Origin of the sequence: Bradyrhizobium sp. PUT101, assembly GCF_052043945.1 — a bacterium.
In the GTDB taxonomy this organism is placed as follows: domain Bacteria; phylum Pseudomonadota; class Alphaproteobacteria; order Rhizobiales; family Xanthobacteraceae; genus Bradyrhizobium.
On record NZ_CP197207.1, the window covers coordinates 1,386,271 to 1,400,880 of the forward strand.

Below are 14,610 nucleotides of genomic sequence, written 5' to 3' on the forward strand. Positions count from 1 at the left end.
AGTCTTTTTCGAGAGATAGATTGCATACGGATCATTAGTATGTGAATTATCTTGTCGTGGATAACATCGAAAACCCGCGCTTTCGCCTGACTTCGTCCCTGCTTCTGGCCGGCCGGCAGTGGCGCCGCCTCGCCCAGCAAGTCCTTGCGGCGCACGACATTTCGGAGGCACGCGCCGCGACGCTGATCTGGGTGCGGCGTCTCGGCGGAGGCGTGCGGCAAGTGATCTTGGCCAGCTATGTCGGCATACGAGGGACTTCCGTCGTGCGGCTATTGGACGAGCTCGGCGCGATCGGCCTGATCGAACGGAGACCCGATCCTGACGACCGGCGCGCCAATCTCATCTGGCTAACGCCTGCCGGAGAACAACTGGCAGAACAGATAGAGGCTGCTCTCTCCAACTTGAGGGAGCGTGTTCTTGGAGACATACCTGACGCTGACGTGGAAGCCGCCTTGAGGGTCTTCGCGGTCCTTGATCACGCCGCTGGAGGTTTTCGCGCGCTGGCTGTCCTGCCCGACCCGGAACTGACGCCATGATTTTGCCGACCCGGCGAGACTGGCTCTTCTCGGCCAAAACCTACATGGCTGCGATGCTGGCCCTTTACATCGCGTTAGCCTTTGGCTTGCCGCGGCCGTATTGGGCGATGACGGCCGTCTATGTCGTGGCCAATCCCATTTCCGGCGCGACGGTTTCGAAAGCGCTTGATCGCACGCTGGGGACGCTTCTTGGCGCCACCGGTACCGTCATCCTTGTGCCGCTGCTCGTCAACGCGCCCGAACTTCTGACATTCGCGATTGCAGCCTGGGCTGGCACATTCCTTTACATAGCGCTTCACGACCGGACGCCGCGCAACTATGTGTTCTTGCTGGCCGGCTACACCTTGCCGCTGATCGCTTTGCCGAGCGTTGGCGCGCCCGAGTCCATCTTCGATGTCGCCGTGGCGCGAACCGAGGAAATTACTGTCGGCATCGTCGTGACCGCCGCCATCGGGACAACGGTGTTTCCAGTGAGCGTCGGCTCGGCGCTCAATGCGCGTATCACGAAATGGTTGAGCGACGCTGGCGCCTGGACTCGGGAAATTCTACTTGCCGGTGGCGCGGAACACTTTACGCCCCTCGCTCGCCAGCAACTCGCCGCCGACATATCGCCGCTTGCCGCCTTGATCAGCCAGCTCGCCCACGACGCCGGCACACGCGATGTCAGGCGGCATGCGGAGGAGCTGAGAGGACGCCTGCTCTTTCTCCTGCCCATCCTTTCTTCGATCGCCGATCGCCTCCATGCCCTCAAGCTCGAATTGAAAGAACTCCCGCCGGATTTGCAGGCGCTGACCGGATGCATCGCGGCCTGGCTCAAGGCTCCCTCCGAGACCGCCGACCCGCAAATCCCCGATCGGCTTCGGGCGGGCCTGAGTGATCTCAAGCCGCCCGTCGGAGACCCCCACCTTTGGCCTGGACTTATTCGCCTGAGCCTCGTTGCCAGGCTCGGTGAGTTGATCGATCTCTGGCAGGATTGCCTGATCTTGCAGAAGCAAATCCGCCTAGGACGGGCTTCCGCCCGCTGGCGGCCGATGCTCCGTCACCGTCCAATTGTCGCACGTGAACAGCACTACGACCAAGGTCTCATGCTGTTTTCCGTCGCCTCGACGATATTGGCGACCTTCACGGCGGGCTTGCTCTGGATCTGGAGCGGATGGTCCGGCGGCGCAAACGCGGTCGCGTTCGTCGCCATCGCATGCTGTTTTTTTGGTGGCGTGGATCGGCCCGCCCCTTTCGTGCGTGCCATGCTCATCTGGTGCTGTGTCACCTCTGTCCTGACAAGCATCTATGTTTTTGTCATCCTGCCGTACGTCAACGACTTCGAGCTGCTTGCATTGGTGCTCGCGCCGCCGTTCCTCTTGATCGGCGCGTTCATACCGCGGCCGGAACTGTCGCTCATCACTCTTCTGCTGGCGACAAATCTCGCAGGCGATCTTGCACTGCAGGGCCGTTACAGCGCGGATTTCATATCCTACGCGGAGGGAGGAATTGCGATCGGCGCAGGCGTTCTCTTCGCCCTGATATGGACACTGGTCACGAGACCGTTCGGGGCCGAGCTTGCCGCTCGACGTCTCATTCGGGCCGGCTGGGATGATCTGGCCGAACTGGCAGCAGGGACGCACGCGCCCGACCATGCGAGGTTGACCGGTCGCATGCTTGATCGGCTGGGACAGCTTGTGCCGCGACTTGCTTCAGACGAGACCTCGTCGCTCAGAGGAGTGGACGGCCTGGCGGAATTGAGAATAGGTTACAATGTCCTCGCCTTGCAGCGGAATCGTAGGGCGCTACCAGGTGACGTCAGGGCGCTCATCGACTCCCTGCTTCAAGGCATAGCCGAATATTTCCGCCAATGCGCGGCTGAGGGTGAAAGACTGCCAGCACCCGAAGCTCTGCTGCACGACATCGATCGGGCGCTGCGTGTGGTCCTGCATGTCCAGCAGGGGCAACTCCTTCGCACATCATTGGACCCGCTGGTCGGGCTAAGGCGTGCCCTCTTTCCCCTGGCGATAGGTCCGACTGACGATGCCCCTGGAACCGCTCGTCGGGATGCGCTGCATCTGATGCCGGTGGCTGCCGAGTAGACCCATGCCTTTGGAGCTCGATCTCTACGGAGTTTACTTGCCTGGTTTCTTCGGACTGATGCTGGCGGCGCATGTCGTGACCTTGGGCATCCGATACTTCGCAAGCCGGGCAGGATTCTACGCGCTGGTCTGGCATCGTGCCCTGTTCGATCTTTCCATCTACGTGCTCGTCCTCGGGGCGCTCTTCTCACTCGCCTCCAACCTGATCAGCCAATGAAATATCTCGCAAGTACTGGACGGATCATCCTGACCCTGGCTGTCGCAACGGCTGCTGCATTCGTCGCGTACGGATTGTGGGACTACTATATGAACACACCGTGGACACGTGATGCCCATGTGCGGGCAGACGTCGTTCAGGTCGCGCCTGATGTTTCAGGACTCGTGGAGCAGGTTCTCGTCAGGGACAATAGCGCCGTCCATCGGGGCGACGTGCTCTTCCAGGTAGATCGCAACAGATTCCAGATCGCAGAAAAACAGGCCGAAGCTGCGGTGTCCGGCCGTCAAGCAGCCATGGATCAATCCCAACGCGAGCTGGCGCGCGCGCGGACTCTCAAGGAATTTGCGTCGCGCCAGCAAGTCGAGCAGGCAACCACCGCTGCCGATCAGGCCGAGGCAGCGTACCAACAGGCTCTGGCCGACCTCGCTCTCGCCAAGCTTAATCTCGCCCGGTCTGAGGTGAGAGCCCCCGTCAATGGAGTCATATCCAACCTGTCCCTTCAGCCTGGCGACTATGCATCTACCGGCAAATCGGTCTTGGCGTTGATCAACACCGATTCAATCCGGGTGGAAGGCTATTTTGAGGAAACTAAACTTCCCCGGGTTCGTATCGGCGACCGCGCTTCAATCTACCTAATGGGCCGATCCGGCGTGCTCCACGGCTGCATCGAGAGCATTGCCGGCGGAATAGAGGACAGGGAGCGCTCGGACAGTTCCAGTCTGCTGGCCAATATCAACCCCACGTTCACGTGGGTCCGTCTCGCCCAGCGTATCCCCGTCCGCATCAAGCTCGACGCTTCTGCTGCGGAAAGACTGGTTGTTGGGCAAACCGCAACAGTGCGTGTCGAAGAGAGCCAATGATGCGGCGATCGGTTGCTGATTCGCGCCGACTGTCAACAGGACGAGGGGGCAGCCCTCCTCGCTCAGGTGGTTTCACGTGCAGATTTTTCCTGCTCGCCAGATCAACAAAAGGAACAACGCATGTCCACATCCAACAAGGTCATCATCACCTGTGCCGTCACCGGCTCAATCCACACGCCGACGATGTCGCCCTATCTTCCCGTGACAGCCGAGGAGATCGCCGACGCTGCGATCGGCGCGGCGCAGGCCGGCGCCGCGATTATTCACCTGCATGCACGCGAACCAAGAAACGGCAAGCCGGATCAAAGCCCCGCAGCCTTCGAACCGTTCCTGAAGATCATCAAGCAGGGCTCTAACTGCATCGTCAATCTGACCACCGGCGGAAGCCCCTTTATGTCGGTGGAAGAGCGTCTGAGGCCCGCATCGACCTTCCTTCCCGAGGTCGCGTCCCTCAACATGGGATCAATGAATTTCGGCTTGTTTCCGATGCTTCAGCGCTACAGCGAGTTCAAATATGCCTGGGAACCGGAGATGCTGGAGGCGTCCCGCGACCTCGTCTTCCGGAACTCGTTCAAGGAGATCGAGTACGCTCTGACCACGATGTCCAGATCCGGCACGCGCTTCGAGTTCGAATGCTATGACACTTCTCATCTCTACAATCTGCATCACTTCCTCCAACGTGGCCTGGTGAAGCCACCACTGTTCGTTCAGACGGTTTTCGGATTGCTCGGTGGAATCGGCGCGCACCACGAAGATGTCATGCATATGAAGCGGACAGCCGATCGTCTCTTCGGCAGTGACTACAAGTGGTCCGTGCTCGGCGCCGGCCGCAATCAGATGCCAATCGCCACGATGGCTGCCGCGCTGGGCGGCAACGTGCGGGTCGGACTTGAGGATTCCCTCTGGATCGGCCGAGGCAAACTCGCCGAGACCAATGCGCAGCAGGTTGCGGCCATCCGGAAGGTAATCGAGGGACTGGGGCTCGAGATCGCCTCGCCGGATGAAGCGCGCGCGCTTCTCGATTTAAAGGGAGGTGACCAAGTCGCCTTCTAGAAGAAATGCGCGCCGGACAGGATGCCCATTCAAGCGAAGCCGGCGGGTGCAGATGTTCGAATTAACAACAGTTCAAGAACAAGGAGAATAAAATGAGACGATTGGCATTTGCCTTCGCCGGGGCCGCCTTCCTTTCACTCGGGGTGGCATCGGGTGTTTGGGCGCAGGACAAGAATGTCAAAATCGGCGCGCTGAGCGATCAATCCGGCGTCTATGCCGATCTGACCGGGCCAGGTTCGATGCTTGCGGCCCAGATGGCCATTGAGGATTCGGGTCTGCTGGCAAAGGGTTGGAAGATCGATCTGACCTCCGGTGATCATCTCAACAAGCCCGACGTCGGAGCAACCATCGCAAGGAAGTGGTTTGACGTCGACAATGTCGACGTCATCGTCGATGTCCCGAATTCGGGCGTGGCGCTGGCGGTCAACAATATTGTCAAGGAGAAGAACGGCGTATTCATCGTTTCCGGCGGAGGCAGTTCCGATCTGACGAATGCACAGTGTTCACCGAACACGGTCCATTGGACCTACGATACTTATATGCTCGCCCACGGCACGGGCACCGCGATCGCGAAGAGTGGAGGAGACAGCTGGTTCTTTCTGACCGCGGACTATGCCTTTGGCGCCGCGCTCGAACGCGACACGGCGAACGCCGTCACCGCTGCTGGCGGCAAGGTGCTGGGCAGCGTCAAGCACCCGCTGAACTCGTCCGATTTCTCATCATTTCTTCTGCAGGCCCAGGCCTCGAAGGCTAAAGTCATAGGGCTGGCCAACGCCGGCGGAGACCTGACCAACGCGATCAAGCAAGCTTCGGAGTTCGGCATCACGGACGGCGGACAGAAGCTCGCGGCTCTGCTGATGTTCATTCCCGATGTTCACGCTCTCGGGCTGAATGCCGCGCAAGGCCTGAACCTGACCGAGACCTTTTATTGGGATTTGAACGACCAGACCCGCGCATTCTCCAAGCGCTTTCAGGAACGCGCTTCGAAGCACCCGATGCCCTCGATGGCCCATGCTGGTGTCTACAGTGGGTTGCTGCACTATTTCAAAGCGCTCGAAACGCTCCGCACCAATCCTCATGATGGCGCCAAGGTCGTCGCCCAGATGAAAGCGATCCCGACCGACGACGCGTTGTTCGGCAAAGGCAGCATTCAGCCGAACGGCCGCGCGCTGCATCCGGCTTATCTGTTCCAGGTCAAAAAGCCGTCCGAATCCAAGGGCCCGTGGGATTACTACAACCTCGTGGCAACGATACCCGCGGACCAGGCCTTTCTTCCTCTCGCGGAAAGCGCCTGTCCGCTTCTGAAGAAATAGAAGACCCGACTCGGGGGTTTGCGGGCGAGCTGAGCAACCCGGAGATCATGCGGACGAACCGGATTGCTTCGGCGCCCGCAGGACTCGCGCCGATACGTCCTTCGATCGACCTGCGAATCTTTCCGTCAAGCCTGATTTGCCAATTGTGATAGTTGTCGTCAGACTCAATCAAAGGATGGCAGCCGCGGATATAAAGCGGCAGATATGGCGGCGCAGGGATCGCGGAGATCTTCGTCGATTACGTTGACATCGATCTGGGCCGCCCGGTTCGCCAACAACAGGACTCCCATCGAAAACTGCGGCTTAACGGCTCCATCATCGATAGGAGCCGAGATGCTCGTCACCCCGACATACCACTCGCCCCGGTCGATTGCCCAACCACGAGGTGCCGTGAGTTGTATATCTCGGCTGTAGGCTTCCAACGATGGTGGATGCTCCCAGCTGAGGTTCGCATAGATCGCAGACAAAGTGGCTGCAGAGCGATCCGTCGCGGCCGCTAGTCCGTGACCGTCCGTCGGCCGGCGCTCCTACAGCGCCTGCACGGTCCAGGCGATCATGTCTTTTGCCATTCGGCCGAACGCCACGTTGAAGGCGGCCACCGCCACCGGCGGATCGAGCTTGGCGAGCTTTTCATTCTCTTCGAACAGGCGCGACGCGACGACCGTTCCGTTCTTGTCGACAAGCTTCACCGACAAGCCGATCTGGGCCGCCGGTTCGGACTCCACGGAAATCCGAAGACGCCGGACATCGATCAGCATCTGGTAGTCCGCCTGCCCGACATCGGCATTGCGCAACGGCGCATGCGCCAGGTCGTAGTTCTCAAAGCCTTCGATCAGGCGGGCCTGCAGCAATTTTGGAATGGCATCGGCCCACATCGTCTCGTTGAATTCCGGGTAATCGCCGGCCGGCTGGAACAGGAAGCGCTGCGTCTCGAGCATCGCCACCGCGGTAGGCTCGGGAATTGCCAGGGATCCCTTCAACGTCTTGTTCGCGGGACCGAGATTGTTGGGCGCAATAAGATCGTGGGTGATCTTTTGCGGCGCTGGCGTGGCGCCGGTCATTCGCTCGAGGCCGGCGACGATGCCGTCGAGCTTGCCGGTGTTGCGCGCCAGCCCCTCCGAGAACACCTTGAAATTCGCGATGGTGTCCTTCAGCGAGTCCGAATTCTCGCTCAGCACGGTGTCGACCTTGCGCAAGGCATCGCGGGCGGCTTGGGTCATGCCCTGCCCCGCTCCCGGCTCCGCCTTCAAGGTCGGCACCGGGCCGGAATTCGCGACGAGCTTGCCACCTTCCAGCGCGATAACGGGAACGCCGGTCAGCCCCTGAAATTCCAGGCCGACCGTGGTATCGGATCGCACCGGGGTCGTTGACGCCACCGAGATCGTCGCGTTGACGCCACGCGGGTTGTCGGGCGCAAGTCCGAGTTCGGTGACTTCACCGACCCGGATGCCGTTGAACAGCACGGCGGCGCCGACCAGAAGGCCGGGCACCGAGCCTTCGAACTGAACGTGGTAGGTCGCGCGCCGACCGAGGCCGGCGCTGTTTTCCAGCCAGTAGACGAAGCCGAACACGGCGACGATGGCGGCCAGCACGAAGGCGCCGACAACGACGAAGGGAGCGCGGGTTTCCATTTCTCAACTCGCTTTTGGCTGCAGCATCTGGGAGCGCTTGCCGTGAAAATAGGCCCGTACCCAGGGATGCTCGGATTGAAGGAGCTCGCGCATCGGTCCGATGGCGACGATCTTGCCGTCCGCGAGCGCCGCGACGCGGTCACAAACAGTATTGAGGCTGGCGAGGTCATGGGTGACCATGAACACCGTCAGCCCCAGCGTGTTCTGCAATGTCTTGATCAGGGCGTCGAAATCGCCGGCCGCGATCGGGTCGAGTCCCGAGGTCGGCTCGTCGAGAAATACGATCGCGGGATCGAGCGCGAGCGCACGTGCCAGCGCTACGCGTTTTGTCATCCCGCCCGACAGTTCGGACGGAAACTTGTCGCCGTCCTCCGCGGTCAGCCCGACCATTTCGAGTTTCGCGGTCGCAATCTCGTCCATCAACGCTTGAGACAGCAGGAGGTTCTCGCGCAACGGAAACTGGATGTTCTGCCGCACGGTGAGCGAAGAGAACAGCGCGCCCTGCTGGAATAGGATGCCCCATCGGCCCGCGGCGCTCTGGGTACTGCGGTCCTCGCTGCGCCCGATCGCGTTGCCCATCACCTCGATCTCCCCGCTCTGCCGCGGAATGAGGCCGATAATGGTTCGCATCAATACCGACTTGCCGCCGCCGGAAGCGCCGACCAGCCCTAGGATCTCGCCCTTTCGGACGTCCAGCGTGAGATGATCGATCACGAGGTGCCTGCCGAATCCAACCACGAGATCGTGGACACGGATGGCGAACTGCACATCCTGTTCCTGCATCGCTACATTCCGATCGATGCAAAGAACACCGCGAACAGCCCGTCGAGCACGATCACAAGAAAGATCGATTTGACGACGGACGTCGTGGTCTGCTTGCCGAGCGACTCGGCGCTGCCCTTCACCCGCAGTCCCTCGCTGCAGGCGACGATGCCGATCGCCAGCGCCATGAACGGTGCCTTGGTGATGCCGACCTGAAAGCTGGTCACCGAGACCGCCTCATGCAATCGCGCGATGAAGATCGCCGGCCCCATGCCGCCATAGAATTCGGCCACCAGGCCGCCGCCATAAAGCGCCGCCATCGAGCCGATGAAGGCCAGGATAGGCAGCGCGAGTTCGGCGGTGTAGGCGCTGCCCGAACGACCCGCCACCATGATGGCGACGATCAACACGCCGAGTTCGCGCAGCACCAGGATGCCCACCATGTCGACGGTATAGGATTCCGCACCGAATTTCCGGAAGTGGAAGAAGCCCTGCTGCGCAATAATCGCCCCGATCAGGAACGTGATCAGCACGATGATCGGGATCGCCCGAAAGCCGACCCGATACAGCTGATAGACCAGCGAGGTCAGGCGCAACGATCGCGGCCGGCGCAGCACGCCGGCAAACGCCCAAAACAGCAAACCCAGCATCTGCAGGAAAACCGTCACGTCCTCCATCGAACCGATGGCGGCGCGACCGATGTCACCGACCTTGGCCACGACGGGGTTTTGAGCCGGCGCCGGCGCCGGGTTGTGGCGGTTGACCTGACGAACCTCCTCGATCAGGCCGGCATAGTTGTCGGGCACGCCGACCATTTCGGCACGAGGAGCGCGTCGTAATCTTCTCGAGCAACCAGGCGCCAAGCGTGTCGAGTTCGGTGACGCCGGCCATGTTGAGCTTCACGGCCCGCGAGCGCTCAAGCTCGGCCGCAACACCGTTCGAGAGGTTTTCCAAGACGGTCACATTGGCCGCGGTCCACGAGCCGCCCGGGCGTAGCTCAAGCACGTCGCCCGATGGCGTAGCCATTAACTGAGGTGCAGTTGCCAAAATTCTTATCCCTTTGAGTGAAGTGGCTTTCGGCGACCTTCTATGTCGCATCCAGAATGCTTGTGCATGCGAAGTACTTGTTCTTGCGCTACCTCAAGAACTGCCTGAAGCGCCGGAGCGACAGAACGAAAAGTGTTGCTCCAATTCCGAGCAGTGCCAGGAGCTGCGGCCAGACGACATCAATGCCGGCGCCTCGGAACAGGACAGACTGTGCCAGCATCACGAAGTGGGTATTGGGCGCAGCGAGCATGATGTTCTGGATGATCTCGGGCATGCTTTCGCGCGGTGTCACGGCGCCTGACAATGCCTGTAGTGGTAGAAGAGTGAGCATCAGTAGCAGGCCGAACTGCGGCATAGTGCCCGCCATAGTCGCAAGGAAGATGCCCATGCAGGTCGTGGCGAACAGATGCAGCGTCGCACCCAGGAGAAACAGCGTCATCGAACCTCTGATCGGGACGGACAGGAGGCCCTGGACGACCAGCAGTAGGGCTACGCTGGAAGCGACGAGAACGACGAGGCCCATCGACCAGATCTTGCTCGCCATGATCTCGAACGGCGTGACCGGCATAACTAGCAGATGTTCGATGGTGCCGTGCTCTCGCTCTCGGATCAGCGCGGCGCCGGTCAGGATGATCGACAGCATCGTGATAGAGGTGATGACCTGATTGATGGCGCCAAACCAGCCCTTGTTAAGCTGCGGGTTAAAACGCGCGCGCAGCGCCAGGTCGACCGGCACAGTGGTCGTGCCGCGATAGTGGTTCAAAAACTCACTAACTTCGCTCGACACGATGGATTGGATATAGCCTCCGCCGGTAAAGGCCTGCGACATACGGGTCGCGTCGATGTTGAGCTGGATGGTCGGCGATTTGCGCGCCAGAAGGTCGCGTTGGAAATCCGGCGGAATGTCGAGCGCGAAAGTGTCGAGACCGGCGTCCATGCGGCTGTCCATCTCTCGCTGTGTGATGAGCCTGGGTATCGAAAAATATGGCGGATTGAATGCAGTGATGATCCGGGACGACACCGGTGACTGATCCTCGTCGACCACGGCGATCGCCGCATGGTTGAGGGTCTCGGGTATCGCTTTCGATGCTGTATAGATGGAGAACGTGAAGGCGTAGCCGATCAGGACCATCAGGATCGGATCCCGGACGAGGCCCCGCAGTTCCTTGACGCCGAGTTGGAGAATATTGGCCAGACGCATGCTCAGTTCGCCTGTTTCTTGAGGAGAGCTGCGCCGAGACCCAGCAAGACCGGAATGGTAATGAGCAGCGGCAGAAACGAATCCCACAATTCAGCAAAGCCGAGTCCTTTCGAGAACGTGCCCCGCGTGATGTTGACAAAATAGGTGGCCGGGTAGATTCGCCCAATGATGGCGCCGAACCCCTGAAGCGACGACACTGGGTCAATCAGCCCCGAATACTGGATGGCGGGAATCAAGGTCAGGAGCGCGGTCCCGAAAATGGCGGCGATCTGACTGCTCATGAACGTCGAGAGGACGAGCCCCATGCTCGTGGCGACAACGACGTAGAGAAATGCGCCGCATGTGAAGGTGAGAAGGCTTCCAGTAAACGGCACGCGAAACGCGAAGATGGCGAAGGCGGCCAGCAGGAAGGAGTTCAGCATGGCAAGCGCAACATAGGGAATCTGCTTGCCGATGAGGAATTCGAGCCGCGTGACCGGAGTTGCATAGAAATTGATGATTGATCCGAGTTCTTTCTCCCGAACCACGCTGAGCACCGCCAGCATGGCCGGTATCATCATCAGGAGGAGTGGGATCACCGCCGGTGCCATGGCAACGAGACTCTTGATGTCGGGGTTATACCGGTAACGCAGCTCCAGCCGGAAATTGCCGAGAGTTGCGGCGTCGCCATACAACTCGCGCGCTTTCTGCGTCAGCCAGATCGCGTGCATCCCCTGCACATAGCCGCGGACGGTCTCTGCCCTGGTGGGCATGGCGCCGTCGATCCAGGCGCCGATTTCGACGTTGCGGCCGCGGGCCACGTCACGCCCGAATCCAGGCGGTATTTCAATCGCCAGGCTCAGTTCGCCGCTACGCATGCGTCGGTCGAGATCGGCGTAGTCAATAATGGCCGGCTTTTCCGTAAAATAGCGCGAACCGGCGATCTGCAGGATGTAATCGCGGCTGATGGTTGTGTCGTCGCGATCTAGAGCGGCGAAAGTCAGGTTCTCGATATCGATATTGATGCCGTAACCCATGACGAACATTAGGATGACGCTGCCGACGGTAGCGAGCGTGGCGCGGATCGGATCGCGGCGCAGTTCAAGCGTCTCTCGCATTGTGTAGGCTAACATGCGGCGGAGATCGAAGAGCCGCTTCGTCGGGCCCTGCGACGCGGCCTTATTGCCGGCAGACATTGCTTCGTCGGGCACTGCTGCGGCCGTAGACGTCGCCGCCGGCCCGGCCTTTGGTGTCACATTTCTTTCCGCCTCGCCGATCGCGTCTTCCAGATAGGCGACGAAAGCCTCTTCGAGGTTGCTGGCAGACCGCCCTTCGACAATTCTGGCAGGCGTGTCGCTGACAAGCACCCTGCCCGCATGCATGAGCGAAATGCGATCGCAGCGCTCTGCTTCATTCATGAAATGCGTCGAAATGAAAATGGTGACGTTGTCCTTGCGAGAAAGGTCCGAGAGGATCTGCCAGAAACCGTCGCGCGCCACCGGATCGACGCCGGAAGTCGGCTCGTCAAGGATCAACATATCGGGTGAATGGATCATCGCCACGGCAAGCGACAGGCGCTGGCGGATTCCGAGGGGCAAAGGATCGGGTAGCGAATCCATGACATCGTCGAGATCGAAACGCTGCGCCATTTCTTCGATCCGCGCGGGAATGGCTTCGGAAGACATGCCGAATAAACGCGCGTGCAGATCGAGGTTCTGTTGTACCGTAAGCTCGGAATAAAGCGAGAAGGCCTGCGACATGTAACCGACACGGCGACGGACATCCATATCGTTCGGATCGATCTCGTGCCCGAACAGCTTCGCATTGCCTTCACTGGCCGGCAAAAGTCCGGTCAGCATTTTCATTGTCGTTGTCTTGCCGCAGCCGTTGGAGCCGAGAAAGCCAAAGATTTCACCGCGCTCGATGCGGAAGCTCACATCATCGACGGCGATGAAATCGTCGAAGCGCATGGTGAGATGCTCGGCCTCGATGGCGACATCGCCGTCGAGATCCGCGGATCGGGGCGGGATCACCACCTCCGAGTAGCCTCGGCGTTCTTCTTCGGGGAGCAGGGCAATGAAAGCCGCGTCGAGCGTGGCCGCGCCGGTCTGCCGGAGCAGCTCCGCCGGCGCGCCGGTAGCGAGCACCCGGCCGGCGTCCATCGCCACCAGCCAGTCGAAACCGGCGGCCTCCTCCATGTACGCTGTGGCAACAATGACGCTCATGCCCGCACGCTTGCTGCGGATATCGTCGATCAATTCCCAGAACTGCCGGCGCGACAGTGGATCGACGCCCGTCGTTGGTTCGTCGAGGATCAGAAGATCAGGATCGTGGATAAGTGCGCAGCACAGGCCGAGCTTCTGCTTCATGCCGCCCGAGAGTTTGCCCGCTGGCCGATCCGCGAACGGAGCGAGCCCCGTGTTTTGCAGAAGCTCCTTGATTCGGCGCTCCCGCTCGCGCTTGTTGTGCCCGAACAGGCGGCCGAAGAAGTCGACATTCTCGAAGACGGACAGCGTGGGATAAAGATTCTTGCCGAGCCCCTGCGGCATGTAAGCGATGCGCGGGCAAGTAAGCCCCCGATGCCTGGCATCGGCCATATCGCCCCCGAGGACCTGGACATGCCCTACCTGGATGACGCGCGCACCAGCAATCAGCGAGAGAAGACTAGACTTGCCTACGCCATCGGGACCGATCAGTCCGACCATGCGGCCCGCTGGCATGTCCAAGGTGACGGCCTCGAGCGCCACGGTTTTGCCGTAAGTCAGCCCGACCGCGTCCAGGCGCACCACGGGCGCCGCAGCAACAGACGCTTCTTCGGTGGAGCGATCGCTCATTGCATCAGCGTTCCCTTGAGGCTCGCCGGCCATTCAGCTTTAGGATCAAGCTGGACATAGGCCATGCCGGGAAGACCGGTTTTGACCTGCTTGATATATTTCTGGAGCAGTTCCGGCGAAATATGCGCCTTGACCCGGAACATGAGCTTCTGGCGCTCTTCTTCGGTCTCGACGGTTTTGGGCGTGAACTGGGCAACGTCTGCGACGAAGGTGGCTCTGGCGGGAATCACGTATTGCGGAGCGGCGTCTAGCACCAGACGAACATCGGCTCCGATCGCAACACGGCCCGCCTGCGCAGTCGGCAGGAAGAACGTCATATAGACATCGCCAAGATCGACGAGATTGAGAACTCGCCCTCCGGAGGAAAGCATTTCGCCGGGCTGCGCAACCCGGTATTGCACACGCCCATCACGCGGGGATTTCAGCGTGCTGTCGTTGATTTCGACGGTGATGCTCTCGACCGCGGCCTGGGCCGCGTCAATCGCGGCTCCTGCGTCGATGACCAGAGCCTTGGAGGCGGTGATCGCAGCCTCCGACGCGGCGATCTGGGCTTTGGCCGCAGCGACTGCGGCCTTCATTCCTTGAGCGGCTGCGCGGTCATCGTCGAGCACCTGCTGGGAAACGGCGCTGGTCTTGATCAATTGCTCTGAGCGCGCAAGCTTCCTATCCACGCTGTCTAGCTGCGCTTCGCGCTGCGCCAGTACGGCCACGGCCGACTCTCGTTCGGCTTCGCGCTGAGTGACGAGGCTCTTGGCGGTATCAACGTTGACAGTCGCCCGGTGCAACTGCGCTGCGGCCTGGCGGCGCTGAGCTTCCAACTGGTCCGTGTCCATGCGGGCGAGCACTTGTCCGGCTGTGACGAAATCGCCCTCAGTGACCAGGATTTCCCTGATCCGCCCAGGTGTCTTGGTCGAAACGTCTATTTCAATCGCTTCGATACGCCCGTTTCCGCTGGCGATCCCCGGTGGGAGATCGCTTCTTCCAAATCTCTGCCAAGCATAGTAGCCGCCCCCGGCGACAATCACGACGAGGGCGACAACAAGCCAACTCTTCCATGTCTTCATCATTGATGAGCCTGCCTCCAGCTTAGGAGCAG

Annotated in this window: 11 protein-coding genes and 1 pseudogene; 6 read left to right on the forward strand and 6 right to left on the reverse strand. The window is 60.6% G+C overall.

Features of this window, described 5'->3' with window-relative positions; genetic code table 11:
- The first annotated feature begins 56 nt into the window (after nt 1-56).
- The 6 genes from ACSHT2_RS06725 to ACSHT2_RS06750 all read left to right on the forward strand — a co-directional run bounded on the left by ACSHT2_RS06725 (nt 57) and on the right by ACSHT2_RS06750 (nt 6,060).
- Nucleotides 57-536 (forward strand): MarR family winged helix-turn-helix transcriptional regulator, encoded by a 480-nt coding sequence (locus ACSHT2_RS06725; protein ID WP_440640899.1) that lies wholly within the window; start codon nt 57-59, stop codon nt 534-536.
- A complete protein-coding gene (locus tag ACSHT2_RS06730; RefSeq protein WP_440640900.1) occupies nt 533-2,617 on the forward strand; it encodes an FUSC family protein in 2,085 nt (694 codons plus the stop codon). Before ACSHT2_RS06725 ends, ACSHT2_RS06730 begins: the two co-directional genes overlap by 4 nt.
- A gap of 4 nt (nt 2,618-2,621) precedes the next feature.
- Nucleotides 2,622-2,834, forward strand: coding sequence for a DUF1656 domain-containing protein (locus ACSHT2_RS06735; RefSeq protein ID WP_440640901.1), 213 nt, complete (start codon nt 2,622-2,624; stop codon nt 2,832-2,834).
- Nucleotides 2,831-3,694, forward strand: a complete 864-nt coding sequence (locus tag ACSHT2_RS06740) for an efflux RND transporter periplasmic adaptor subunit (RefSeq protein ID WP_440640902.1) — start codon at nt 2,831-2,833, stop codon at nt 3,692-3,694. The genes ACSHT2_RS06735 and ACSHT2_RS06740 overlap by 4 nt, the downstream gene beginning before the upstream one ends.
- 120 nt (nt 3,695-3,814) lie before the next feature.
- A complete protein-coding gene (locus ACSHT2_RS06745; protein ID WP_440640903.1) occupies nt 3,815-4,747 on the forward strand; it encodes a 3-keto-5-aminohexanoate cleavage protein in 933 nt (310 codons plus the stop codon).
- Nucleotides 4,748-4,839: 92 nt separating this feature from the next.
- Entirely contained in the window at nt 4,840-6,060 is a 1,221-nt protein-coding gene (locus ACSHT2_RS06750; protein ID WP_440640904.1) for an ABC transporter substrate-binding protein, read from the forward strand.
- A gap of 527 nt (nt 6,061-6,587) precedes the next feature.
- Here the strand turns inward: ACSHT2_RS06750 and ACSHT2_RS06755 are convergent.
- From ACSHT2_RS06755 to ACSHT2_RS06780, 6 genes and pseudogenes are all read right to left on the reverse strand, one after another.
- Entirely contained in the window at nt 6,588-7,691 is a 1,104-nt protein-coding gene (locus ACSHT2_RS06755) for an ABC-type transport auxiliary lipoprotein family protein (protein ID WP_440640905.1), read from the reverse strand.
- 3 nt (nt 7,692-7,694) lie between these two features.
- On the reverse strand, nt 7,695-8,474 hold the full coding sequence (locus ACSHT2_RS06760; RefSeq protein ID WP_440640906.1) for an ABC transporter ATP-binding protein: 780 nt from the start codon (nt 8,472-8,474) through the stop codon (nt 7,695-7,697).
- Between the two features lie 2 nt (nt 8,475-8,476).
- Nucleotides 8,477-9,500: pseudogene (locus ACSHT2_RS06765) on the reverse strand (MlaE family ABC transporter permease).
- Between the two features lie 88 nt (nt 9,501-9,588).
- Nucleotides 9,589-10,701 carry an ABC transporter permease gene (locus ACSHT2_RS06770; RefSeq protein ID WP_440640907.1) on the reverse strand — a complete coding sequence of 371 codons (1,113 nt, stop codon included), beginning with the start codon at nt 10,699-10,701 and terminating at the stop codon, nt 9,589-9,591.
- Between the two features lie 2 nt (nt 10,702-10,703).
- The gene (rbbA, locus tag ACSHT2_RS06775) at nt 10,704-13,514 is read right to left on the reverse strand and encodes a ribosome-associated ATPase/putative transporter RbbA (RefSeq protein ID WP_440640908.1); all 2,811 of its coding nucleotides are present in this window, start codon (nt 13,512-13,514) and stop codon (nt 10,704-10,706) included.
- A complete protein-coding gene (locus ACSHT2_RS06780) occupies nt 13,511-14,581 on the reverse strand; it encodes an HlyD family secretion protein (RefSeq protein ID WP_440642789.1) in 1,071 nt (356 codons plus the stop codon). The genes rbbA and ACSHT2_RS06780 overlap by 4 nt, the downstream gene beginning before the upstream one ends.
- Nucleotides 14,582-14,610 lie beyond the last annotated feature (29 nt).

Bases quoted from the DNA above. Each gene is read 5' to 3' on its own strand.
- ACSHT2_RS06750 (WP_440640904.1), top strand. From the start codon at position 4,840: ATGAGACGATTGGCATTTGCCTTCGCCGGGGCCGCCTTCCTTTCACTC.
- ACSHT2_RS06780 (WP_440642789.1), bottom strand. From the start codon at position 14,581: ATGATGAAGACATGGAAGAGTTGGCTTGTTGTCGCCCTCGTCGTGATT.
- ACSHT2_RS06740 (WP_440640902.1), top strand. From the start codon at position 2,831: ATGAAATATCTCGCAAGTACTGGACGGATCATCCTGACCCTGGCTGTC.
- ACSHT2_RS06760 (WP_440640906.1), bottom strand. From the start codon at position 8,474: ATGCAGGAACAGGATGTGCAGTTCGCCATCCGTGTCCACGATCTCGTG.
- rbbA (WP_440640908.1), bottom strand. From the start codon at position 13,514: ATGAGCGATCGCTCCACCGAAGAAGCGTCTGTTGCTGCGGCGCCCGTG.
- ACSHT2_RS06770 (WP_440640907.1), bottom strand. From the start codon at position 10,701: ATGCGTCTGGCCAATATTCTCCAACTCGGCGTCAAGGAACTGCGGGGC.
- ACSHT2_RS06735 (WP_440640901.1), top strand. From the start codon at position 2,622: ATGCCTTTGGAGCTCGATCTCTACGGAGTTTACTTGCCTGGTTTCTTC.
- ACSHT2_RS06755 (WP_440640905.1), bottom strand. From the start codon at position 7,691: ATGGAAACCCGCGCTCCCTTCGTCGTTGTCGGCGCCTTCGTGCTGGCC.
- ACSHT2_RS06745 (WP_440640903.1), top strand. From the start codon at position 3,815: ATGTCCACATCCAACAAGGTCATCATCACCTGTGCCGTCACCGGCTCA.
- ACSHT2_RS06730 (WP_440640900.1), top strand. From the start codon at position 533: ATGATTTTGCCGACCCGGCGAGACTGGCTCTTCTCGGCCAAAACCTAC.